Source organism: Levilactobacillus sp. LN180102, assembly GCF_050106635.1.
GTDB lineage: Bacteria > Bacillota > Bacilli > Lactobacillales > Lactobacillaceae > Levilactobacillus > Levilactobacillus brevis.
The window spans coordinates 64,879-89,032 of sequence record NZ_JBNIIX010000005.1 but is presented as its reverse complement, the minus strand read 5'-3'; the positions used below and the strand labels follow the sequence as shown (position 1 = coordinate 89,032).

Sequence of the window (24,154 nt, the reverse complement as noted above, 5' to 3'; positions counted from 1 at the left end):
ATTCTTTTTTAAACTCATTTTATCGACTAATCTACTTGCTTTGGTAATACAATTCGCCAATACAGTGCCAACGTTACGACATAATAGATTGCGTACAGTCCAATGAAAATTAAGAACGTGCTCCCAATCCCCAGATATGGACTCATCGGTGCTTGCATCAACGGTTTAAACATTTGTAAACCAAACAAAACGTCAACTATACCCATGATACCAGGAATGAGGAATAAAATCCCAATTTCTTTTGCAATACCCGCACGCATCAGTCCTTGGCGAACACCAACCTTGTACAGCATCCGGTAACGACGTTGGTCGCCTGGGGCGCCAGAAAGGATCTTGAACATCAAACAAGATGCCAGCATAGCTAGAAAGGCAATCCCCAAGAAATACCCCATGAACTCAAGTCCACCAAAGAAGGCATTCATCATGGTAAAACTTTGATAACTACCGACCGTCATATTTGTCGGTAGCGGATAACGGTCAAGCTCACTTTGATTTAACTGTTTTAAGACTCGTTGATCCTGTTGCATGTTTTTTACACGTAAGGTCGTCACTGTCATGGTCTTGCCGGCTTGACGACTAAATTGCTGAGCTTTCAGAATCTTCGGTGTGTAGAACGTATAGGCTCCGCGGATAGCCAAGTTCTGGAAGTCCATGCCAGCCAATCCCTTCTTTTGAAAGGCTGACAAACTTTCTGTATAGTACTGGTTTTTACCTAAGCTCTTTCCCGTCGTACGCAATTGTTCAAACGGTTGTTGGCGCAGTTCAGTCGCATTGTAATAAACTACTTTGCCTTGCCGTTTTTGCGTATAGGTTGCTTGATGGCTAACGTGCAGTTGATTAATCAACTTTTGCTGCTTGGGGGTCACGTTGTGGACCGCCAGGGTATAAGCATCAAAACTCCCCGCCATTTGTGGCAATTGCCGATGGTATCCCGAACCAACGGTAATGGCCCCCAAGGCCATCGCAAACAGTAATGAAACAATGGTTAACATTCGCGTGTAGTTATACACCCGGAAGTTTAGTTGGCCCAATAAGAACCCGTTCAGATGCTTTTTTGCCCAACTGGTGTGCCGTAACGCCCGAATAACCACTAGTAAGGTTGCCCGGAATAATAAATAGGTGCCACAGGTGATGGTCATTAGCGCAATTGGAATAGCCATGACTTGTAGCAATTTGATCGCGGCTAAGGCCCAATAACCAATCGCTAACAAAACAATGCCCAGCAATGCCTGACCGATTTGTTTCCCTGGATTGACCTTAGGCTGGTCGGCCTGGTCATCACTGTGAAGTAATTTTAAAACCGTGGAACGGGTTAAATGCAGTAAGTTAAAGAGCGATGCCAAGACGAATAACCCTACGTAAAGGACTGCGGTCGCAATAATTGCTGGTACATAAACTGCTTGTAAGTGGGCCAAGTGAAGGCCTAATAGATTCAATAAGAAGCCCACTAGGAACTTACTCATCGCTAACCCTAAACCAATCCCGATGGCGGTCGCGATCGTCCCCAAAATCAAGGTTTCCAAAAAGACCAGTTGGCCAATTCGGCGCCGCTTAGCACCCAGCATCATGAAAACACCATAGTCATGCTGCCGCATACTCAATAAAAAGCTGTTCGCATACATAATGTAGACCAGACTAATCAAGATTAATAACACGGCCCCAAAGCCAAAGATAATAACAGCTTGTGACACCACCGCATTGGCCGAAATGAAAGCCTTGTTGGTTGCCAAGTTGGCAAACATATAGAAGATGGCCGCTGACATGGTTAACCCCGCCAATAAGACCAGATAATCTCGCCGCCGATTTTTAATCCCAGCAAGTGCTAATTTTGCTAACATGTTGCGCCCCCCTACTCGTTGAACGTTCCGAGCTCATTTAAAATTTGTTGGTAAAATGCTCGCCGATCTTGTTCCCCACGCCGTAACTCTGAACCAATCTGACCGTCTTTAATGAATAAGATCCGTTGACAGAAGCTTGCTGAGAAGGGATCATGCGTCACTAATAGGACGGACATTTTCTGTTGTTCATTGATGGTCGTCATCAAGTCCAAAAGTTCCCGGGCACTGGTTGAGTCTAAAGCACCGGTTGGCTCATCACCCATCAAAATTGCGGGGTGATGAACAATGGCCCGAGCCGCCGCTACCCGTTGTTTTTGCCCACCAGAAAGTTCAGCCGGATATTTCGTTAACAAATCGGAAATCGACAAAGTGGCTGCGACCTCGTGAATAGCTTGATCCATCACTTTCGACGATGTTCCTTTTAATGCTAACGGCAAGCCAATATTTTCTTCCGCCGTTAAACTTTCTAGTAGATTAAAGTCTTGGAAGATGAAGCCGACTTCTTCGGCCCGGAAATCCGCCAACTGGTTGCCACGCATTTTGGTCACATCATGACCATTAACCACGACGTCACCTTTAGTCGGCGTATCCAGTGTGGATAGCATGTTCAGCAAGGTGGTCTTCCCCGAACCAGATGCGCCCATGATGCCGACGAACTCCCCGGCGTCCACCGTAAAATTAAGGCCCTTTAAGGCTGTATACTGACGTTCATTAGGTTTGCCATACGTTTTCTCTAAATCGCTGACACTGACGACTGCTTTCGTTGTCATGTTAAAATCCCCCACTCGTTTGTTGGTTAGTTACTTGTGTAATTAACTATAACGGTTGCTGGCAAAAAGTCAACCTTTTTCCCCAAAAGTCATCTAGCGCGAAAAAATTAGCCGGACGGTGTACACTTAAGGATGTACGTGACTAATCTGAAAACGAAGGAGTTTTTCTGATGAAACAACGACAACTTGGCAATACTAACTGGCAAGCCTCAGCAGTTGCATTAGGAATCATGCGGATGGGCGTCTTAGAACAAGCAGACGCCGTCAAGGCTTTACAGGCAGCTCACGAGGCCGGGATTAATTATATTGATTCGGCTGACATTTATGTCAATGGTCAATCTGAAAAGACCTTTGGCGCAGCGTTGAAGGCCTCTGGTCTGAAGCGCGATGACTTCTATATTCAATCCAAGGGTGGCATTATCGTTGACCCGCAACGGAGCCATGATGACCTAGTCTTTGGGAAGCGTTATGACTTTTCTAAGCAACATTTGATCGATGCCGTCGATGGTATTTTGGAACGGATGAATATTGATTACCTGGATGCCTTTCTCTTACACCGTCCCGATCCACTGATGGAACCGGCCGAGATTGCCGATGCATTTGACACCTTGCAACGATCTGGCAAGGTTCGGCACTTTGGGGTCTCCAACTTCAACGTGCAACAATACTTAATGCTGCAAGATGTCGTTGATCAAAAGTTAATGTTCAACCAACTCCAATTCAGTGCCGCTCATACGGGTATGATTGATGCCGGACTTCACGTCAACATGACCGACAGCCGTTCTGTTGACCATGACGGGGGAATTCTTGAATTTTCTCGGCGCCACCATGTGACCATTCAAGCGTGGTCACCGTTCCAGTATGGGTTATTTGAAGGTATGTTCATTAATGACCCGAAATACCCTGAACTCAACCAAAAGTTGCAGGAATTGGCTGACAAATATGGTGTTTCTAAAAACGGTATCGCAATTGCCTGGATTCTTCGCCACCCCGCCAACATTCAAGTGTTGCTTGGTACCATGAATCCGACACACATCAAGGATAGTGCGGCCGGTGCTGATGTTACCTTAACCAAGCAGGAATGGTACGATATTTACTTCGCTGCTGGTAATGATTTGCCTTAAACTGGTCTCAAACTTAATGCTGTAAAAGCAAAAAGGACGTCCGATTATGGGCGTCCTTTTCATTTTAAAGATGATTGAATTTGTTGATTAACCGTCGAGCCGGTCGAGCCAGCCGAATCAATCCCATCGTTGCAACAATACTAAGTCCTACCATTAGTGCTCCAAAAAGTGGTGTCCATGCTAAGCCAAATTGACTGGTCACTTGACCGCCAATCGCGGACCCCAATGCGATCCCCACATTGAAGGCTGAAATATTTAATGCGGAAGCCATCGTGATATCTTGTGGCGTCTGTTGTTCGGCCACCTGTACGATGTAGAGTTGTAGTCCCGGAACATTCATAAAGGCAAAGAACCCCATGACTAGCACAGTTAAGAGACCCAGCCACTGACTGTGTAACGTTACCGTTAATACCAACAAGGTCACCATTAAACCAACGAACATCTTCAATAAGGCTGGTAAGGGATGGGCATTAGCCCAGCGACCACCTAGTGTATTTCCTAACGCCACCATCGCCCCGTAAACAACGAGAATCACAACGACCGCCTGAGCTGACCAACCCATCTTCGTTTCTAATAATGGCGACAGATAGGTGTAAGCCACAAAAGTTCCACCATAACCCAACGCCGTCACTAATAAGGCCAATAATAGTTGTGGTGTCTTTAAGACCCGCAAAATCCCTTTAGCTGTTGCACGACTTGGTAACGGTAACTGGCGTGGAATTAAGATGTAGTCGGCAACCAGTCCGATCACGCCAATCACGCTGATAAAGATAAAGGACCACCGCCAACCGCCCAGTTGCCCAATCATAGTCCCCAATGGCACACCCGTTACAGTGGCCACCGTCAGCCCGGTAAACATAACTGCAATCGCCGATGCCCGTTTAGCCGGGGCCACAACATCCGCAGCAATGACGGACGCCACCGTCATGAAAATGCCATGAGCTAAAGCCGCAACCACGCGACCAGCTAATAGGATACTAAATGTCGGTGCCAAAGCGGCCAGTAAATTACCAGCAATAAACAATCCCATAATCATCAACATTAAGGTGTGCCGATTCATTTGACCGGTTAGTAACGTCATCAGCGGCGCACCAATCATAATGCCCAAGGCATAGACAGAAACCGTTAAGCCGGCTTGTGCCAAGCTCACATGGAAACTTTGAATGAGCATGGGAATTAATCCCACACTAATAAACTCCGTTGATCCAATTGCAAATGCACTTACAGCAAGTGCCAATAAAGTTAACGTTGGTGAAATCTTTTTTGTCATAGGAACCTCCTCTAGATACCAGTTGTCTGTTGTATGAGTTATGATTATACTGGTTAAGATATCCAGAACAAGAACCCACTTTAAAGTGCGATACCCACCAAAAGGTAATAATTAATTAGGAGGCGCTTTGATGAGCACAAAAACCTATCATATTGGTGTTGAAGCAACGATGGAAATTATTGGCGGTAAATGGAAATCCATTATTTTATGCCACCTACGTCATCAAACCATGCGAACTGGTGAACTGGCGCGGGCCATCCCCCAAATTTCACAAAAAATGTTAACGCAACAACTACGGGAGTTGGAAGCCGCCAATATTGTCGAACGTCACGTTTATAAGCAAGTACCACCTAAAGTCGACTATACCTTAACCGACTACGGCCAGAGTCTGTCCGGTATCCTGCACGAACTCTGTGTTTGGGGCGAGCAAAACATCGATCGCCGGCAAGCACAAGGAGAGGCCATTACCTTGCTGAGCCGCGATGACGTCTAAATTCAACAAGATTTCTCGATAAATCTTATTCATCACACCTGCCAGATTATCCCGTCTAGCAGGTGTTTTTGTGTGCCAATTATGCGATAACATGACTCAGATCAAAAAAGAAACCCTAAGAATCGTTTATCGGTTATTATCATTGTCGACAATTGGCGTAAAAATGGCTGGTAACCCATCCATAAGCGGGTATAATAAACCTTGAAATTATTATTTGTTAATCTAATTTACTTATCGGAGAAGGAAAAAACATGCCTATATATCTTAATATCGTCCCACAGGCACAGTTGGACTGGGCGCAACTCACTACGCTCATCGGGGAAACCAACAGCCAACACGTTACGGACGTTTCTTTAAGCCTGCAGTTACCTAAGGGCCAAACACTGACCCAGGCACAACAACGACAAGCGGCCGCATGGTCATTAACCATCGGTCGCCCAACTATCACACCAAGCGAACAAACCTATTTAATTAATCTACGGGAAACAGATCGATTATTGCCGGGTGCCCTTAAACAGTGGCAACAGGTAATCCAACAACATCCCAATCGCTTGATCAGCTTAGCCACTTTTGACAGCGGTCAACCGCTAGCCCCACAAGTCCAAGATTACCTTGAACAGCACGCTGATAGTCGACTCCATCTCACCTTACAGCAGCTAGCTGACTCTAAATTAACGACCGCTAACGCCCAACAGCTAACACTTTGGGGTCTTCAAAATTACAGTGTTCAGACAAATCTGCAAAGTTTGAAGTACCTCGATCAACGATTACGACCAACCGGGTTATTACTACCCAGTATGCAATTATCCCCTAACTTACCATTAGCATCGCTGCAACAAACTTTACCAATTCTACAATCAGCAACTGAAGTCATCCGACTACACGTTCCCACCATCGCAAGACAGTCATGGGCGGTTACAACGCCCCTAACGTGGCTCACTAACCTGCAGGCAATTGATTTGGACCATCTAGCCTTGGGCTGGGGTCCCCTTATCGCTCAGTACCAACAACATCAGCTTAATCAAATCCTGAATATTGCTGGTCGCCATCAGTTATCAAGACCTGTGCATCTTCAGTTACTGACGCAAATCAAACAAACTCAGACGCCCCCGATCCATCGGTGGTCACGCTTAGGTTTGCTGCGGATGCTGTCACCTCGAGTGGCTCATCAGTTATTCTACTAGGGGGATCTCATGAAATTTAGTTTGATTACACCGTACTTACCCAGCGAATATGACCAATTATTGGCATTAAAAACCAACTTAGCGGCCCAAACGACCACTGATTTTGAATGGTTGATTGCGGGTTCCTTACCGATTGACTTGGACCAGACGGAATGGCAAGCGCCATTCACCATTCGTCAGGTACACCCCAAAGCTTCAACCGTTGGCGCCGCCCGCAACGCCGCCATGACTGTTGCTCAGGGCGACTGGTTGGTCTTTGTTGATAGTGATGATTACCTGCTTCCAACGGCGTTAGCAACGGTTACTGCGCTGGAAGGCCTAAAATCCACAACCTTTATCGACTTAAATCAATACCCGACCTATGAACCACACGTTTCTTTTGTCAACAGTCTCACGCAGACCTCGGCAACTGATACACTACCCAAGTGGGGTGGTCCTAAACGCCTGCGTCTGCGGAATCGATCACTTAATTTACCCGCTGACTTGCTGACGGAGCTACCGACTACCACACCAGCTTCTTCCGCGGTTCAGAACTGGCTCACCCACAAGTATTTGTTATTCACTGGCGAAGATCGATTTGAACAATTTGGTCGTCAGGCTAAAATAACGGGCAAGATACTCAATCGCCAACTGGTCGAGCAACATCATTGGCAATTTGATGAGGCCAACGCCCTCTACCCTGATTACCACTTCCTAACGCAGGCAATGCTGGCAACGCCGACCTATCTGCGACTAGCCGATCCCCTATATGTACGTGTTAAACACAATGATCCCATCAATCAACCGTCCATTCACCAATTAGAGGACCCCCATCGCTGGCACCACCGGCTTGCTGCTTGGCAGTTGGCTCTGGTGGACTTACCGGTCGGTCCGTTACATGTGGCCTTCAGTCGATTCACTTTGGATCGGTTACACCGCTATCTCTATCAAGCGTTAGCGACCAGCTCCGAAACTACCGTTGCTGATAGTCCTGCGTTAATGGACCAGTTGCACGACTATTTACAGCTCGTTGATCCTGATACCTTACGCGAGTTACCCCACAATAGCCGTCAAATCTTACGCGCGATTCGTCGCCAACCACGCGTTCTTCAATTTCAGATCAACGTATTGGTTCGCTTACGACAGTTGAATCGTGTGATCCGTCACCGGGGGCGAGGTATTACCCGCTTGGCCTACAACTGGTGGTTCACCAAGTTGCCCATTAAACCCCGAACCATTTTGTATGAGTCTTTTCTCGGTCGCAACTTTTCTGATAGTCCTAAAGCCATTTATAACTACCTTGAAAAGAACTATCCCGGTCGCTTCCACCACGTTTGGGTGATGAACCCAGGGGTCAGTGAAACGCCGGCCGGTCGGCCCAATACCAAGGTCGTCAAGCGCTTTGGTTGGCGTTACATGTATTACTTAGCTACCGCCAAATTTCAAGTCATTAACATGCGCCAACCGAAGTGGTTCATCAAACGACCGGGCACTAAATTTCTAGCGACTTGGCATGGCACACCGTTGAAACACTTGGTGTTTGACATGGATAACGTTGCCAGTGCCAACCCGCTGTACAAATCGATTTTTTACCAACAATCGCGTCAGTGGGACTATCTCGTTACGGCTAACCAATTCTCCGTCGACGTTTTTGAACATGCCTTCATGTACCCCACCGATCAAATGTTACCATCGGGGTATCCGCGCAATGATATTTTGAGTGCGCCAGATAAGGACGAGCAGGCCCAACAAATCAAACGTAAGTTGGGGATTCCCCTCGACAAAAAAATTATTCTCTACGCCCCGACTTGGCGTGATGATGATTACTACGGCGTTGGGGATTACAAATTCACGTTAAAGCTAGATATTGATCGACTAAAACGAGAACTCGGTGACGAGTATGTCTTAGTTCTCCGCACGCATTACTTTATCACTGAACACTTAGACACAACCGGCTTTGGTGATTTTGTCTACAACGAATCTAGTTACGATGATATTAGCGAATTATACTTAATTGCCGATGTCTTAATTACTGATTACTCCAGTGTCTTTTTCGACTACGCCATTTTAAAACGGCCCATTCTGTACTTTGTTTATGACTACGAAAAGTATGGAAGTGTCCTCCGGGGATTTTACCTCAACATGGAGACTGATCTGCCGGGGCCCCTACTCAAGACTAACGACGACGTTTTGGCCGCCCTACATGATTTACCAGCCGTTACGCAACAATACGCTGCGGCCTACCAACGATTTAGCCAACGCTTTAACGCTTGGGAAGATGGTCATGCCAGTCAGCGCGTCGTTGATACTTTCTTCGCTGATGAACTTCATCATTAATTGCCACCAAAAAAGGTCCCGACAATCGTCGCGACCTTTTTAGTGTGTGCTACTTTTTTCTCGTTCACGCGTCCAAATATCCGTAATTAGACTTGCTAACGTTATCTGCTGCATCTGCCGCTCCGCTGCCTGTTGCACCTCACTATAGGCCGTCTCCAAAGTGGCTTGAATATTGCCACCAACAATGCATTTTGGATTGGTCTCCTCATCAACGTGTAGCAGATCCCCCGGATTTTCCACCGCTCGATAAATATCCAGCAACGTTATCAAGGCAGGATCACGTGCCAGTTTTGGTGCCGCTGCACCTTGCGTCGTGGCTAACAGGTTAGCCCGTCGCAAAGCGCCCATCAATCGACGAACCAGCGCCGGATTAGACGTAACACTCGCCGCAATGGCCGCACTAGATAAATCATGATCCCGGTAAATAACAATATAGGCCAAGATATGAACTGCATCACTAAGCTTATGTGAATAGCGCATCATGAGTCCCCCCTAAATATCTTTACCGAATAATTATACCGATCCCGCCTTACTTCGCAAGTGTCGCGCTTAAAAAGTCTGGTAAGCTCTGCGCTGGACGCCCCATGATCTGCCGAAAGTCCGCGCTAACCGTCGCCAATAACCCTTGCGCACCACCGGCATACATTGACGCTAACATATGACCCTCATTTCCTTCGTTATATAACGCGGCAAACTGGGGCAACGTTACCGGTGCATACCCAATCTTAGCCTCACTAGCAGTACTCAAAACCTCAGCCAAAGCGGGCATCGTATACGAACGTTCCTGAGTCAAGGTGTAAATAGGCTGATGCCATAACGGCGGCGTCACCGCTAATTGCGCGAATGCCGCTGCGCTTTCCGCCAGACTAATAAAGCTTAGTGACGCATCGCCCATCGGATAGATAACATTACCACGCGCAATCAGTTCTGGTAGATAAGGGACTAGCGGATCAGCATACAGCGCGTTACGGACGACTGTATAGTCCAACGTACTGGCTGCTAAGCGACGGGGAACATAGCCATAAAACGCCGATAGATCAAACGGATTATTCACTTGATCGGCAATAAAGCCCATCACCAGTAAGTGTTTGACCTGCGCCTGTTCTGCCGCCGTCACAACATTTTCAAATTCACTCACGCGACTAAAACTATCATGACTCTTGCTGGGCACATAAATCGCCACATCAGCCTGACGCAAACTGGCTACCAAACTGGTCACATCTTGGTAATCCAATGGTAGAACCGTCATCCCCCGCTGAACAAATTCAGTGGCTTTACTGGGCGTATGCACCCCCAGCGTCATTTCTTCAGGTGCTACTCGCTGCGCTAACTGGCGGGTAATTTGACGGCCAAGATGACCAGTCGCCCCGGTAATAACATATTTCATCGTTCATCGCTCCTTTTTGTTACTTTTATTGTTACATGAAAGCCGATTGACGTCAACGATGATGACCTCTGGTCTATCAAGCGCTTTCTTTAGTAAATAAGACTATAATAAACTTAAGCAATTAGATGCTAAATCAATAACCGATAGGAGTGAGTTGAATGGTTCAACAATTAGTCGATAAAGTGGCAATTATTACGGGGGCTGGCTCTGGTATGGGGCGATCAATGGCCGAATTATTTGCCAAAGAAGGCGCCAAGATCGTTGCCGCTGACATTAATCAGGACCGCTTAAATGAGGTTGTAACGGCCATCACCACAGCTGGTGGTCAGGCAATTGCCAGTGTAACCAATGTGACCAAAGAGGCTGACGTGGTCGCTATGGTTCAAAGCGCGGTTGACCATTTCGGTCGTCTCGATATTTTGGTCAATAATGCTGGGATCATGGATAATATGGCTCCAGTTGGCACACTCACTAATGAATTGTGGGATAAGGTCATGACGGTTAATACCACTAGCGTCATGCTGGCAACCCGAGAAGTCCTAAAGATTTTCACTAAGCAAAAGTCTGGCGTCATCTTGAACATTGCTTCTGTCGGTGGTTTAGGTGGCGGGCGGGCCGGCGCAGCTTATACCGCGTCAAAGCACGCCGTCGTTGGCCTTACCAAAAACACCGCCTACATGTATGAAAACATGGGCATCCGAACCAATGCGATTGCTCCCGGTGGCATCAAGACGAACATTGCCGAATCCATGACGGGTGTCGATCAGGAAGGCATGGCCCGTCAAAATGTGGGGATGCCATTATCCCCTGAACCCGGTACGAGTGCCGAAATCGCGCAGACCGCTTTGTTCCTCTGTTCCGATGCAGCTAGTTACGTTAATGGGACCGTCGTCCCCGTTGATGGCGGCTGGACCAGTTATTAATTTTTAAAAATGCTTTGTATATAATGTATCTAGTACTAAAATGTGGGCCAAGGGGCGCTAAGCCCTTTTTGGCCCATTCGTTATCTGACACCCAAATCCACACCGCCATCAACATGAAGCACCTGGCCCGTTACGAAATCATTGCTCATTAAGTACAGATAGGCCGAAGCAACCTCGTCTTTAGTGGCGACTCGCTGTAGGGGCACCCCTTTTGCAAACGCAGCTGATTGTTTCTGAATTGCCTGCGGGGTCAACTGCCGCCACAATCCTGTTGGCGTCCAAGTCGGGGCCACCGCATTGACCCGATAGTGCGGCGCCATTTCCACCGCTAAACCGGCGACTAACGTATTGATCGCCTGGTTACCAATAATGGCTCCAGACGCGTCGGCCGGGTGCCCGCCAGCACCTGATGTTAGGATCAATGAACCACCATCAATAAGATGGGTGGCTGCCATCTTTGACAACTGTAAATTGGCAAAGAATTTATCTTCAATCGCTTGGCGAATAGCCGCGACTGAATTATCCAAGAAGCCACCACCCATTGCCCCACCCAAAAACGATAAGACGTGATTGAATGCCGACTGTTGCTCAAAAAAAGCCGTTAAAGCTGCCTCAGATTGTGCATCTAATGCCGTTCCTTTAATGGCCCCTAAACTTCGTAATTGAGCAATGGTGGTATCGACATGTGCTTGCTGGTGGCCAATAATATGCACTTGGGCACCAGCCTGTAGTGCCTGTCGCGCTACTGCTTTACCAAACCCTGACGTTCCACCGACAATTAATACGCGTTGCTGTTCTAATTTCATTGTCTGCCTCCTGAATCCTATGTTGCCTTTCATCATACAACAAGATCCAACTTTTGGTCGCAGACATTGACGATATTTCCGTTAGTCGTTAAACTAATCAATAAAGTTCTTACAAACAAGGAGACGACACGGTTGCTCATGTGGTTAGGCTTAGTATTAATCGGATTTTTAGTCGGGATTTTAGTCTTGTCAACTGGTGGTGGGGGCGCCGCCATTTATCTGGGCTTATTAACCAGTGTTTTTGGTTTAGCGCCAGCCGTGGCAGCATCCACGTCCTTATTCACGGCCTTTCCATCTCTAGTGGTGGGGGCTTATGGTCATTACCGAACTGGCCAAATCCACTTCAGAGTTGGTAATCAGATGTTACTCACCGCCATTCCCGCAACCATTGTGGGGCGCTGCTTGCGCCATACATTCCCGGTAAGCTTTATACTTGGCTGGTCGCCTTTATCTTAATGGGCTTGGGTCTTCAAATCCTGATTAAGCGATTCCTTAGTCACAATGATCGCCCCGCGCCCCATCAACGGTCACAGGCGGCCATTTATGGGGCACTCAGTGGCATTATGGTTGGTGTCGCTGGACTTAGCGGTGGTGGACCTATTATTGCTGGGTTATTAGTTCTAGGACTTGATATGTTACCAGCAGCGGCTACTTCCGCTTACGTCTTAGTCGGAACCTCCCTAGTCGGACTCCTATTTCACCTGTCCGCTAACAATATTGACTGGTCCGTTGGTCTGAGTCTCATGATTGGGGCTGTCTTAGGGGCGTTGTGTGCCCCACGCTTACTGATGCATATTGATCCACAAAAACTCAATCAATACGTTAAGCCGTTCATGGGGCTGTTGCTCATCGTGATGGGACTGCGCATGATTGTCTAATAACAAAAAAGGAGCCGTGACCTATTCGTCACAGCTCCTTTGATCTTCTTTGCGTTAATCTTGCCGTTTCCGGCGAATAACGGTTGTCCCTAGCAGACCACTAGCTAATGCCAAGCCAAGCACTTGTAACCAGCCTTGATGGGCTTCACCCGTTTGTGGTAAGCCATCGGCCAGTCCCAAGGCTGCCAGAATCTCACCACGGACTGTTTGCAATTCAGCAACTAAAGTTTGGTTTCCTGCCGCCTTAGCTTGAGCAATTGCCGCATCAACCTTATTGAGCAAGGTTTCTTCGGCTGCTGTGTTGCCTTCTTCTTCAAAATCAATCAGATCGTCTTCGTATTCATCAGCCAAATTAGGACGCTCATGTTCATACGTCGTTTCTTCATCAGTTGGTTCTTCAGTTTGCGGCTCCTCAACAGTTGGTTCCTCGGTATTCGGTTCCTCGGTATTTGGCTCTTCAGTATTTGGCTCTTCGGTATTCGGTTCTTCGGTATTCGGCTCCTCAATACTTGGTAACTCAACGCCAATCCCGGGAAGAGTCATAACATCTTCATATTCCGGTTCATCTTCGGCGTCCGTATTGTCTTGCAAGTCCCACCGGTGGGTTTCCGCATTGACAATCACTTTGTCAGCAATGATATTGCCATCCAAGTTTTGATTAGCCACTACTGTCGCAGAAGGCGCGAGGACACTTCCTTGGAACGGTGCGTTAACGTTAATCGTGCCGCCATACTGTTTATCACTAGCGGTACTATCATAAAAGTTCCACAGTAGGTGATTATCACCAAAGTCTTCGGTCTCTTGATTATTTCGTTCCGTTCCATCACTGTAAATGATTTTAATTTGCGACTTGATCGTGTAGTCCGATTGGCCACCCGTATCCACGTTAATAATCACCGTTGTCCCATCAGCATCTGGTGACAATCCGGAAATGGTTAACGGTGTGTCCCCTGCCAAAACATCCGGCGTCACATTAATGACAATTTGATTATTGGCGTTCGGCGTCATGGTGCTGATGTCAATGACCCGTTTATTTAAGTCGTCAAAATCACTATTCGAATAGGTCGCTTCACTCGCTGTATTTGCTAATGACTCATTGAGTGCTTTTAACTTAGCAAACTCAGCATCAAAATCAATGTACGTTTGCCCATTTTGATCTTGATAAACTTCTGAGGCTAGCAAGTGATCAATATAGACGCCATTGACCATCGGCCGGTTAGGATTACTAATATCTACTTCAATGCCGTCCCCGAAGATCACCTTGTTTTCACGGGTATCCCCCCCTGAGACAAATGAACTACCAGCAATATTGGTCAGGTTTTGTATGTAAGAAATATCTTTATCCAATAGTTCTTCAATGATGTTTGTTCCGAAGTTCACGTTGCCAATCAAATTTTGTACCGCAACGTTACCATTTGTGTGGGCGTTCAACTCAGCTTCCCGCGCAAAGATATGAAAGACTGAGGAGACCCCCAGTAAATTATCTAAATCCGGGAAATCATCGTAGACACTCCCACCTGCTTGAATGCCGCTGTCCGCATATGGCGTTAATGCCGTAGTGGTTGCCGGCGTTTGATCGGCCAGTTTTTGTAACAAACTAGCAACGGTTGCCTTAGCCGTCCGGGCCTTGGTAGCAGCAGAACTGAGTGCGTTCGTGTGCCCCAACTGTTGTTTACGCGTTGCACCGGTATGTGTTTTAGCTTTTAAGGTATTTGCCAAAGCTAGACTTAACCGACTCCCCGGAACAACTGCGGTTGTCGTGTGGGTCGTCGCTTTAGCCTTCTTTGCCTTGGCTATTGTCTTAGTCGCTGCGGTTGCCGTCTTTTCGGTTGTTGACTCAGTCGTCTGCGTAGCTGTAGATGTCTGCGTTGTACTGCTACCGTTCTCCTGAGCCACTGACGTACTACTTTGACTAGTGGCACTGACGCTTGACTGACTCACCGCACTACTCGTCGCACTAGTACTACTCTCTGATGACGTCGCTACCTGACTGCTAGTCGTCATACTAGAACTGGTATCATCAGTTACGTCAGCTTGTGCCGTTACCGTTACGCCACCTGCCAAAGCTGCAATGACCGCACAGGCAAATACCCAACGGCGACCGCTTTTATACATCTTAAAATGGGTACGTTTAGTTTCCATATCGTTTAATCCCTACTTTCTTCATAAAAGTTTCCAACCTTATTCTCGCGCTACTCCTCCTAACAATCAACAGGCAATCACCCATTAATTGGTAAACGGCTAGTTATTTTGACGGATATTTCACCACCACAACGGTTCTTGCTAAAAAATAGATGTGTTCATTTGTCACTATTAATTTTTATGGCCTATACTAAGCTTAATTTTTCTAAGAAGGTGACTCGCTTTGACAACTATTTATCCCCTATTACACCAGCTCGCCAAGACACGAGAGCTACCACAACAATTAGAGCATCGGCACCCTACCTTGTACGGTGATCCTCACCAACCACAAGGATTGGTTACGACTTGGACAAACGCCCTTCATCCCCACGCGCTATACTTTGCTGGCTACGTTGACCCAACGAGTTCCAACTTTACGTCTATCAGCCAACAAATTCTCACAGATGTGACGCAGTAAGCATTAAGCGGGCACCATCAATCCCTCATCACCCGTGACTTTGCACCGCAACATCCCTTTAATCTCTGGCTAACTAAGCACGAATTCTATCTTATTCGCACGACCTATCTTCCCCAATTAACACTGACAACAACTGGATTACCGGATGCCCATGCAACCGTCTTAAGTGCGGCGCAAGTCTTAGCAAATCCAAAGCTCTGTCAGCAACTGAGCGCTTGGGCTTATCAGGACTATGCCCAGACACACCTCAATAACCCCGTAATCTCCCAATCACCTGAAGAGTGGCAAGCTCGTATTTTTAGAGATCAAATTCTTGAGGCACCACTGGCCTTAATGGTCAATGAACACCTAGAAGCTTGGCTATTTTCCTTTGCCGACTCCCCCACGTCCGTCGCAATCGCTTGGCCAGGAGAACGGCACAGTGGCCAATTAGACCATCTATTACCAGTCATTTTAAGTTGGCTACAACGGCATTTTCACACACTAACCGGTGAATTTGATACGACTGATCCTTTGGCTATGCACTTACAGTCCCGACTACCCTTTCCACCAACAGCCGCCTATATGACTTACCAGCGGCAATTGCCGATTAGCAACAAGCGCATCTAATTTTTAATCAATCTAACTGGGCAAACACCTAGTATAAGTGGCCCAAGCCTTGTAATGTTACGATTACGCACAAAATAGTAATGCCAATGATTTTGCACCGTAACCATTCTGTAACTCATAACGACTATCTTAGTAACTGTACTTTGATAACACTACTGAGATCACAACAATACATATGAGGGATGGAATTGCAAAATGAAGACACTACAAAAAGTTAGTTTCACCGTGGCATTTGCCGCCGCTTTAGTACCCGCATTGAGTCAAAGCACCACCGCTCATGCCAATAGTACAAATACAATTGTTAGTACCAGTAACATGACTAGTACCGCCTATACACGCAAGAGCGCGACGGGGTGGACCTACAACTTAGGGGGAACGGCCACTAACATGACCTTTGGGAAGAAGACCCACTACTTAAAGAATTATCCCAACACCACGTGGCATGCCACTAAAAAACGTTACATCATCAAAAAGAATGGGATTAAATACCTCTACTACTATGTCACCAACGGCAGAAAGACTGCTGCTGGTTGGATCTGGCACGGGTATTTGCAAAAGAAGAGCTATGCCCACACGGCAACAACAACTTCATCTACAGGGACCGGAACCTATGATTCTATTTTAAAAGCTGCCAAGACACAATTAGGCAAACCTTATGCCTACGGCGGTAACGGACCAAGTGCCTTTGATTGCTCGGGCTTTACCAAATATGTCTTTAATCAAGCTATTGGGCAAACGCTGCCACGAACGGCGCAAGCGCAATACGATAGCTACACCCACGTTAGTGCCGCTAATGCCAAGGCCGGTGACTTAATCTTCTTCGGTACCAGCGCTAGCAATATTACACACTGTGGGATCTACCTGGGTAACCACAAAATGATCGACGCCCAATTAAACGGTGTCATTACCGAAGCCACAAATGTTTCCTGGTGGCATACGGTCGGGTATTCCCGTCCGGCAACATTGAGCTAAATCCACTACAAAAAAGCCGTGCTACTACGTACGGCTTTTTTGTATACGCCTATATTTTCTCACGATTACGGCACTAAAAAACCGTGATCCACTGACCACGGTTAATCCTTAATCTTCTATTATGCTGGTGACACACCTAGACTGTTCTTGCTACCATTCAAAATCTTGAAGAAACTAGCCAATTCTTTTTTCCGGTAAGAAGCCGGCACGAATTCGCGAATCGTTTCAAGGTCGAAACCAGTGGCTAATTTGTTGCGATCAACCACAATCGGATTCTTCAAGATTCCGGGATTCTTTTGCAGCAAATCAACCAATTCATTCATGCCCATGTCTTGCACAGAAGCTGGTAATGCTTTGTAGGCCTTAGAACGGGTCGAAATCAAGTCATCCGTTCCTTCTTCAGTTAAAGATAGCATGTACAGAATTTCATCCCGGGTTAATGGTTGTTTTTTAATATCACGAGCTGTAAATTTGGCATCATGGTTAGCCAACCATTTCATTGCCTTGGTAACAGCCGTCGTTTTTGCGTGAAAGTACATTTTAATCATAAAATCGCCCTCCATTTTAACTCTATTCGATGAGGTACTTGGTATTAGCACTCTTTTCTATGAGTGCTAACTATGGTAAGTATTGTACACCACAATCGGTAACGATGAAACCCATTACCCTCGATTTCGACCGACTTTTTAAAAAAACGCAAGCTTTCTCGTCTTTTTGTGGTCTAACCAACCCTGTAATCCTACTGTAACAAACGAATCCGAACGTTTTTCGCTGTAAATTTGAAGAAAACGTGAAATTATGCGCTTACATACTTTTATTTTACCAGAATTGTCGTTCTTTTTCTGCTTTGTGCATCTAATTTTCTTTTATATTTATCTAAATTGAAAGCCACCGCAACAATTACCAGACAAAAAGACACCGCCAACAGTCTGCTAGCGGTGTCTTTTTCAATTATTCATTATGAATCTAAATCAAACGCCAATGCTCGCGTCCATAACCCATTGTCCATTTGGTAATAGGTCGTTACCTGACCATTGGAATCGGTTCGTTTCGCTCGATGCGTAATCGTTACCCGCCGGTCCGAAATATCGGCGGTCGTTCCCTTAGCCTTGGCTAGTTGCGAATCATTAAATGGTAGGGAGTAGACCGGATAAACTTTCATCAAGTTTAAATCACGATCATATTCTTCAACCGTAATTTTATCAAAGTCTAAAGCGCCCTTTCGAATCCAATACTTCGTTGTGGCATTCTTACTGAAGCGAATCCGGTACCATTGACCAGAATCAGCCGTCGCCCGCATATCAATGTAAACACGTTGACTCTTAATCTTCTTCCAGTCGAATTTCATAATGTTCCAGTTCTTATGACCGCGAATGTGATTATAGAGAGAATAAGTCTTGTAATTACTCTTCAACTGCGCGTGTTGCGTTGCCAAACCACTGACATACTTTTCCGTCTTATTGGTTTGTTTACGCTTCTTGAGCTTTTGTGCATTTTTGTTAACCTTGGTCGTTGTAATCTTTTGCTTTGGCTTAACCGTAGTGGTCGTTGCCTTTTGCTTCTTAACTGAATTGCTGGCAATTTTGATACCATCACCGGTCAAATCAAAGTTACTATTAACAAATGGGACAATTGATCGCTGCGTTGTGGCTTTATTTCCATTAATTGTCACATCAGTCATCGGATTTTGCGCCGTACTGCTGTCCAGGTAAATATATTGTTTAGTCGGATTAACATTTGTAAATGTATTATTCGTGATGTTCAGGTTCGTCATTTGATAGTCTGCTTCAGAATTGTATAAATAAATATAGTTTCCTGAACCTAAAACATGTTGGTTAATGAACTTGTTCCCCGTGATCCACAAGTTAGAAATTCCCTTGAAGTGGATCGTAGCCACACCATTCCCCAACAATGGTTTGGGATCAACAACCGTATTGTTCGTAAAGTGAACATCATGAATGATTCCAGCCGCACCATGCCCATAGATGACGTGCTCACCAATTGGGTTAGGGGCATATGATTGAACTTGACCAGACTTCTTAGAAACTGGTAAGAATTGGTTATTGTCAACCGTAACATCATAACTAGGTAAGTTATCGTACTGGTCGCCCGCGTTCTTGTAGGACATTGCCTTTTTATTCGAGTAATCTACTTGAATGGCTTCCTTATAGTCCTGTGAACCATTAAAGCCCGTGAATACTGAATTGGTAATGTTCACATTGTGGCTACCATCGATATCAATGTAGTGTCCAGTTGGTGATTCAGCATTATCGAACACACACTTATCAAAGTTGACGTTCTGGGCATGGTGAATACTTTGCGTAAAGACACTTTGACCGGCACTGGTATTATCACCTTGGAAGGTCGCATTTTGCCACGTCACATTACTAATTCCACCATCATAACCAGCTTCTGGACTTGGGTAAACAAAGTTAACCCGTTGACCGCCAGTGATCCGAAAAACGGCACCTTTATCAAACTTAAAGGTAATATTTGAATGTAATTTAATATTACCCGCATCAAATAAGTACGTCCCCTTAGAAACATGAATGGTCACATTATCTGACCACTTATCAATCATGGCCTGTAAGGCGGTATTATTACTGGTGGCACCATCACCCACCAAACCTTGATGCTTAGCATTAATCGTCGCTGCATACGCAACACCAGTTGTTGATTGCTGCGATGTCACACTTATTGGATTCAGTCCCAACAGCGTTGCCCCCATAGCAACGGTTGCTATTAGACCTAGTTTAACCCGTAATTTCAAAAAATCCCCTCCACTTCCAAATTCTTCCTTCATAACCATTATAGCTAAGACATCTAACCGTTGGGTCGTCTTAACCTAATTGTTACACGATTGAAAGATTTCGGTTGTGGCGGGGCTTATTTTTTAAGAGTAACTTAAGTCGCTTTGCTTACATTAATTTGGCAATATCATCATGCAAGCCGTTCAACCGGTCAACCACTTGACCCCGAACTTGCGTGTATACTTTGACACCATCTGGCGTCAGCTTCAGGTTGTGTTGCCGACGATCAATCGTAGAAGCAATGCTTTCGATTAACCCTGCCCGCAACAACCGGGAAATTTGACCAGAGATCATTGATTTAGATACCCCAATTTGGCCAGCAAATTTAGTTGGCGTAAAATCATCCTTTTGGTCAGTGATCGCATGCAACAAGTTAAACTGTTCTAACGAGATCGTGATATCCTCCGTTTTGATAGTCGTCACTGGCCGCATAATCTTTTGAAGTTGGGAGAACCATTCTAAGGATTGATTCAAATCATTTGTTTGCGTCATTAAGTAAGTCTTCCTTTCTGCCTTATAATTACGGTTAAAGTTACTATTCTTACCCGCTAATCATTTATTATAGCCCTTATTTTCCGCCTATATGTTACTGATTTATTAATAGTTTATAGCATACCAAATAAAAAAACCAGCAATTTGCAACTTTTTTGTCATATTTCTCATTAACTCCCCCATTGAATTCCCACTACGAAGCCTTTATCATTAATGTTAAGAAATTTTAAAACTAAGGGGGAACTTTATGACACGTATTAAATTGATTGCTACAGACGTCGATGCTACCTTTCTGAATCAACAACGCACCTACAATCACAATCGGTTCGCTGCTCAGCTGAATCGCCTATCGTCCGCTGGCATTCGCTTTGTCGTTGCCAGTGGCAACCACCTCGGCCATCTAAAAGATGTGTTTGCCCCGACACCCCAGGTGCAAACCTTTGTTGCCGAAAACGGTGGCTTGATCGTTGATCATAACCGTACCCTTGCCGAAGCCCAATTACCACTACCCGTGGTCCGCGAGGTGGTTCAGGCTATTTTAGCCGATCAGACGCTTCGTCCGCAACTTTTACGCCTCTCGGGTGCTCACGGCACCTACCTTAATCGCCAAGACCGCTCTCTCGACGAGGCCAGTCAGGACTATTTCTTTAATAATTTAGTCCGCGTTGACGATCTAACTCAGGTCAACGATACCATCTATAAAATTAACGGTGAGTGGCCCAACGACAGTATTCAGACTATCGCAGCCAAACTCAACGCCCACTTTCCTGGTTTAATTAATGCCACTGCCAGCGGATTTGGTAGCATCGATATCGTCGCCCCTCATATGAACAAAGCTGTGGGATTAACCCAACTAGCGGCCACTTGGCACATTACACCGGCGGAAATTGCGGCATTTGGTGATAACGACAACGATCGGGAAATGCTTGCCCACGTTGGTTTGGGCGTTGCCATGCGCAACGGGACTGACTCGGTTAAAGAAGTCGCCGACCTCATTACTCCCCATGATAACAACCACGAAGGTGTATTAGACGTCATTGATACTATCTTAGCAGATCAAGGTTAACGTTAATTAAAAACCTGATCTGGTGACCACAATAGGTGGGCAATCAATTGCCACATTTGTGGGGCCGAATGCAAACGACCATGACCAATTCCTGACACTGGATGTTCGCGGTACTGCAAGGGACTATCGCAGACAACGGCACGTAATGCTGTAATCTGGTGAACCGGTACTTCCCCATCCGTTAATCGGCCAGCTAATAGGCCATACACGTTGTGGATGATGCCCGGTGTAATGGCTGCCAGATTTTGTTTAGTTGCCGTTAGACGCTCGTACATGGCATCTGGCTTGGTCGGTGTGGCTTCGTTAACCGGTGCCCCCAGCAAGACCAGTCGATTCAAACGCGGTAAATCTGTTGTGCCCCCCTGCCGAACCAATTGATTAACTGCTGCACTACCACCCCAAGAGTGGGCGACCATATTATAGGTCGCCACTTGGGTGTGGCTTTTTAATTCTCGTAAAACAGTCGTCAACCACGCAATCTGCTGTTGATAGTCCCGCGTGAACGGGTGCGCAAATAGAACTTGAATCAACGGATTGTCAGCTTGCATTGACCAATCCCCTTGAACCCGCAATTGGCCCCGCCGGTCAACCACTATGGTCATGACCTGATGACCATAGCCGTGACGGGCTAACCAACGTAAAAGACCATTGTAGGTCCAAGCATTACCACCCCATCCGGGAATAAATAAGGTCGGGGTAGTTGTATAAGGTACGTCAGTCCGTCGATGATTTAGGGGAACCTTGACGGCAGTTCGTTGACTTAGCCACCGATAGCTCCACCATACACCCACACCAATCAAACCACTTTTCAGCAAAAACTTTCTCATTACGCCGCCTTCTTTAACTTATTCATTATGCCAGTTTCCTCAATTGTACACAAGTGAAATTATCTTCACCGTTGCATTTGTTATTTCACTATCAATATGTTATTAAATTCGTCCGAATAATTTTTAGGTCTTAAAATAGCTTGTATCAAAGCAAATATAAAACTTCTCTATTTAATTTGCTAGAATTAAAGTTGACAATTGTCCGGATGAAAATATATGATAGAACTAAATTGAAAACGCTTTAAATTAAAAGAATCGAGGACTATTCTATGCAAACGACAACAAATCATTGGGATACTTATCAGGACCAGGCTGTCACTGAATACACGATTGAAAATGACAACGGTGTTAAATTATCCATTCTCAGTTGGGGCGCCACCCTTCATAAATTAACGGTACCGACGGGAAACGGCGACCATAATTTGGTGCTATCTTACCACAAATTGGCTGATTACCTCGACAATCCGTTTTACGTTTGCATGGGCATCGGTCGGACTGGCGGCCGAATTACCCGAGGGCAAGTCACTTTAAACGGAACGACAACTCAGTTAGATACCAATGAAGGCCACAATACGTTGCATGGTGGCCCGCATGGATTCAACACAGTCAACTGGGCTGGTGCGCTCGACACAAGCGATCCCCAGCAAGCCAAGATCATCCTAACCCATACGTTTAAGCATACTGATGACTCATTTCCTGGCGATTTAACCGCCAAAATGATCTATGCTTTAGACAACCAGGATCGTGTCACCTTAACGTTTGAAGCTAATTCAACGGCCCTCACGCTCTTCAATCCAACACTTCACGTTTACTTCAACCTCAGCGACGACCAGCTGATCTCGGGGCAGACGTTGCAAGTCAACAGCCAAGAACATTTAGCACTTGATGATGAAAAACTCCCCACCGGTAAAATGATTGCCAATGCGGGAACCCCGTACGATTTCGCCGATGGACAAAATCTTGGGCAAGCCATCCGGGGTCTACAAGACATCCCTGAAAAAGGGTTTGATGATGTCTACCACGTTGTTCCTGGTACTGATGGCACAATTGCCAAGCTAAGTGATCCCCAAACCAACCGCGCTGTAACAATTAAATCACAACGCGATGGTCTGGTGGTCTTCACGGCTAATTCCTTTACGTCAGATATGAAATTAACCACGGGTGCTGGTCAGCCCTACATGGGAATCGCGCTGGAAGCCCAGAGTCTTCCTGATTCACCCAATCACCCTGAATTCGGTGACGTCTCGCTTCCAGCTGGTGAAACCAAGCGTTATGACATCACTTATGAATTAACCTATTAAGCGTCGATTTAGTAAGTCCTGGACAGGTGTTCAGGACTTTTTTGTGGCCCTTGCCTGCGGTTGAAACGTGTCTCAATGAAAGACTAGCAACACACTCGTATAATCGAAGACACATTAATTGACTGGACAAATCTGCTATGCTAAATTGATAAAGCGTAATAATTACTATCAAAGGAGATTCATTTATTGGCTAAGAAATCCAAAATTGCGAAAGCAAAACGTATTGAAGCAACTGTTGAGAAGTTTGCCAATCGTCGTGCAGAGTTAAAGGCCGCTGGTGACTACGCCGCGTTAGCCCTTTTACCACGCGATGCTTCCCCTACTCGTATCCATCGCCGTGACCATCTTGATGGCCGACCACACGCGTACATGCGGAAGTTTGGCCTCTCACGGTTGAACTTCCGGCAACTTGCCCACGAGGGTAAAATCCCCGGGGTTCAAAAGGCCAGCTGGTAATCTAACGTTAAACCAAACTCAGCCACATCAGTC

General features: G+C 46.0%; 22 protein-coding genes and 1 pseudogene. 12 read left to right on the top strand and 11 right to left on the bottom strand.

Annotation, left to right across the window (positions count from 1 at the left end; all coding sequences use genetic code 11):
* Window positions 1-26: 26 nt before the first annotated feature.
* Entirely contained in the window at window positions 27-1,838 is a 1,812-nt protein-coding gene (locus ACP4IT_RS04850) for an ABC transporter permease (protein WP_015473259.1), read from the bottom strand.
* An 11-nt stretch (window positions 1,839-1,849) separates the two neighbouring features.
* Entirely contained in the window at window positions 1,850-2,608 is a 759-nt protein-coding gene (locus ACP4IT_RS04845; RefSeq protein WP_011667176.1) for an ABC transporter ATP-binding protein, read from the bottom strand.
* A gap of 170 nt (window positions 2,609-2,778) precedes the next feature.
* On the opposite strand from ACP4IT_RS04845, the gene ACP4IT_RS04840 reads away from it, so the two are divergent.
* Window positions 2,779-3,732, top strand: coding sequence for an aldo/keto reductase (locus tag ACP4IT_RS04840; protein ID WP_015473257.1), 954 nt, complete (start codon window positions 2,779-2,781; stop codon window positions 3,730-3,732).
* 64 nt (window positions 3,733-3,796) lie between these two features.
* Here the strand turns inward: ACP4IT_RS04840 and ACP4IT_RS04835 are convergent, their stop codons facing one another.
* Window positions 3,797-5,002, bottom strand: a complete 1,206-nt coding sequence (locus ACP4IT_RS04835) for an MFS transporter (protein ID WP_011667174.1) — start codon at window positions 5,000-5,002, stop codon at window positions 3,797-3,799.
* 130 nt (window positions 5,003-5,132) lie between these two features.
* On the opposite strand from ACP4IT_RS04835, the gene ACP4IT_RS04830 reads away from it, so the two are divergent.
* The 3 genes from ACP4IT_RS04830 to ACP4IT_RS04820 all read left to right on the top strand — a co-directional run bounded on the left by ACP4IT_RS04830 (window position 5,133) and on the right by ACP4IT_RS04820 (window position 8,995).
* Window positions 5,133-5,495, top strand: a complete 363-nt coding sequence (locus tag ACP4IT_RS04830; RefSeq protein WP_011667173.1) for a winged helix-turn-helix transcriptional regulator — start codon at window positions 5,133-5,135, stop codon at window positions 5,493-5,495.
* Between the two features lie 251 nt (window positions 5,496-5,746).
* Window positions 5,747-6,679 (top strand): hypothetical protein, encoded by a 933-nt coding sequence (locus ACP4IT_RS04825; protein ID WP_011667172.1) that lies wholly within the window; start codon window positions 5,747-5,749, stop codon window positions 6,677-6,679.
* A gap of 9 nt (window positions 6,680-6,688) precedes the next feature.
* Window positions 6,689-8,995 carry a CDP-glycerol:glycerophosphate glycerophosphotransferase gene (locus ACP4IT_RS04820; RefSeq protein ID WP_156646494.1) on the top strand — a complete coding sequence of 769 codons (2,307 nt, stop codon included), beginning with the start codon at window positions 6,689-6,691 and terminating at the stop codon, window positions 8,993-8,995.
* 39 nt (window positions 8,996-9,034) lie between these two features.
* Here ACP4IT_RS04820 and ACP4IT_RS04815 read toward each other — a convergent pair whose 3' ends face one another.
* Both ACP4IT_RS04815 and ACP4IT_RS04810 read right to left on the bottom strand, forming a co-directional pair.
* A complete protein-coding gene (locus ACP4IT_RS04815) occupies window positions 9,035-9,475 on the bottom strand; it encodes an Rrf2 family transcriptional regulator (RefSeq protein WP_011667170.1) in 441 nt (146 codons plus the stop codon).
* Window positions 9,476-9,524: 49 nt separating this feature from the next.
* Window positions 9,525-10,382: an NAD(P)H-binding protein gene (locus tag ACP4IT_RS04810; RefSeq protein ID WP_024855191.1), complete on the bottom strand. Its 858-nt coding sequence runs from the start codon at window positions 10,380-10,382 to the stop codon at window positions 9,525-9,527.
* A gap of 158 nt (window positions 10,383-10,540) precedes the next feature.
* Here ACP4IT_RS04810 and ACP4IT_RS04805 point away from each other — a divergent pair, with 158 nt between their 5' ends.
* On the top strand, window positions 10,541-11,305 hold the full coding sequence (locus ACP4IT_RS04805; RefSeq protein ID WP_011667168.1) for a glucose 1-dehydrogenase: 765 nt from the start codon (window positions 10,541-10,543) through the stop codon (window positions 11,303-11,305).
* An 80-nt stretch (window positions 11,306-11,385) separates the two neighbouring features.
* Here ACP4IT_RS04805 and ACP4IT_RS04800 read toward each other — a convergent pair whose 3' ends face one another.
* A complete protein-coding gene (locus ACP4IT_RS04800; protein WP_114670292.1) occupies window positions 11,386-12,111 on the bottom strand; it encodes an SDR family oxidoreductase in 726 nt (241 codons plus the stop codon).
* A gap of 138 nt (window positions 12,112-12,249) precedes the next feature.
* On the opposite strand from ACP4IT_RS04800, the pseudogene ACP4IT_RS04795 reads away from it, so the two are divergent.
* Window positions 12,250-12,989, top strand: a pseudogene (locus ACP4IT_RS04795) (sulfite exporter TauE/SafE family protein).
* A gap of 54 nt (window positions 12,990-13,043) precedes the next feature.
* Here ACP4IT_RS04795 and ACP4IT_RS04790 read toward each other — a convergent pair.
* Window positions 13,044-15,131: a collagen-binding domain-containing protein gene (locus ACP4IT_RS04790; protein ID WP_011667161.1), complete on the bottom strand. Its 2,088-nt coding sequence runs from the start codon at window positions 15,129-15,131 to the stop codon at window positions 13,044-13,046.
* Window positions 15,132-15,354: 223 nt separating this feature from the next.
* On the opposite strand from ACP4IT_RS04790, the gene ACP4IT_RS04785 reads away from it, so the two are divergent.
* The 3 genes from ACP4IT_RS04785 (at window position 15,355) to ACP4IT_RS04775 (ending at window position 17,169) form a co-directional block, all read left to right on the top strand.
* Window positions 15,355-15,588 (top strand): hypothetical protein, encoded by a 234-nt coding sequence (locus ACP4IT_RS04785; RefSeq protein WP_024855193.1) that lies wholly within the window; start codon window positions 15,355-15,357, stop codon window positions 15,586-15,588.
* A 333-nt stretch (window positions 15,589-15,921) separates the two neighbouring features.
* A complete protein-coding gene (locus ACP4IT_RS04780; RefSeq protein ID WP_024855194.1) occupies window positions 15,922-16,197 on the top strand; it encodes a hypothetical protein in 276 nt (91 codons plus the stop codon).
* 195 nt (window positions 16,198-16,392) lie between these two features.
* A complete protein-coding gene (locus tag ACP4IT_RS04775) occupies window positions 16,393-17,169 on the top strand; it encodes a C40 family peptidase (protein ID WP_024855195.1) in 777 nt (258 codons plus the stop codon).
* Window positions 17,170-17,288: 119 nt separating this feature from the next.
* On the opposite strand, the gene ACP4IT_RS04770 is transcribed toward ACP4IT_RS04775, so the two are convergent.
* The 3 genes from ACP4IT_RS04770 to ACP4IT_RS04760 all read right to left on the bottom strand — a co-directional run bounded on the left by ACP4IT_RS04770 (window position 17,289) and on the right by ACP4IT_RS04760 (window position 20,471).
* Window positions 17,289-17,717 carry a Spx/MgsR family RNA polymerase-binding regulatory protein gene (locus ACP4IT_RS04770; RefSeq protein ID WP_011667158.1) on the bottom strand — a complete coding sequence of 143 codons (429 nt, stop codon included), beginning with the start codon at window positions 17,715-17,717 and terminating at the stop codon, window positions 17,289-17,291.
* 410 nt (window positions 17,718-18,127) lie between these two features.
* Window positions 18,128-19,939: a glycoside hydrolase family 55 protein gene (locus ACP4IT_RS04765; RefSeq protein ID WP_226769645.1), complete on the bottom strand. Its 1,812-nt coding sequence runs from the start codon at window positions 19,937-19,939 to the stop codon at window positions 18,128-18,130.
* Between the two features lie 148 nt (window positions 19,940-20,087).
* Window positions 20,088-20,471: a MarR family winged helix-turn-helix transcriptional regulator gene (locus tag ACP4IT_RS04760; protein WP_011667156.1), complete on the bottom strand. Its 384-nt coding sequence runs from the start codon at window positions 20,469-20,471 to the stop codon at window positions 20,088-20,090.
* A 247-nt stretch (window positions 20,472-20,718) separates the two neighbouring features.
* Here ACP4IT_RS04760 and ACP4IT_RS04755 point away from each other — a divergent pair, with 247 nt between their 5' ends.
* Window positions 20,719-21,537 carry a Cof-type HAD-IIB family hydrolase gene (locus ACP4IT_RS04755; protein ID WP_015473239.1) on the top strand — a complete coding sequence of 273 codons (819 nt, stop codon included), beginning with the start codon at window positions 20,719-20,721 and terminating at the stop codon, window positions 21,535-21,537.
* A 2-nt stretch (window positions 21,538-21,539) separates the two neighbouring features.
* On the opposite strand, the gene ACP4IT_RS04750 is transcribed toward ACP4IT_RS04755, so the two are convergent.
* Window positions 21,540-22,364: an alpha/beta fold hydrolase gene (locus tag ACP4IT_RS04750; RefSeq protein WP_086231795.1), complete on the bottom strand. Its 825-nt coding sequence runs from the start codon at window positions 22,362-22,364 to the stop codon at window positions 21,540-21,542.
* A gap of 269 nt (window positions 22,365-22,633) precedes the next feature.
* Between ACP4IT_RS04750 and ACP4IT_RS04745 the strand changes: the two genes are divergently transcribed.
* Window positions 22,634-23,665: an aldose epimerase family protein gene (locus tag ACP4IT_RS04745; protein ID WP_024855198.1), complete on the top strand. Its 1,032-nt coding sequence runs from the start codon at window positions 22,634-22,636 to the stop codon at window positions 23,663-23,665.
* A gap of 186 nt (window positions 23,666-23,851) precedes the next feature.
* On the top strand, window positions 23,852-24,121 hold the full coding sequence (rpsN, locus tag ACP4IT_RS04740; RefSeq protein ID WP_011667153.1) for a 30S ribosomal protein S14: 270 nt from the start codon (window positions 23,852-23,854) through the stop codon (window positions 24,119-24,121).
* The last annotated feature ends 33 nt before the right edge of the window (window positions 24,122-24,154 follow it).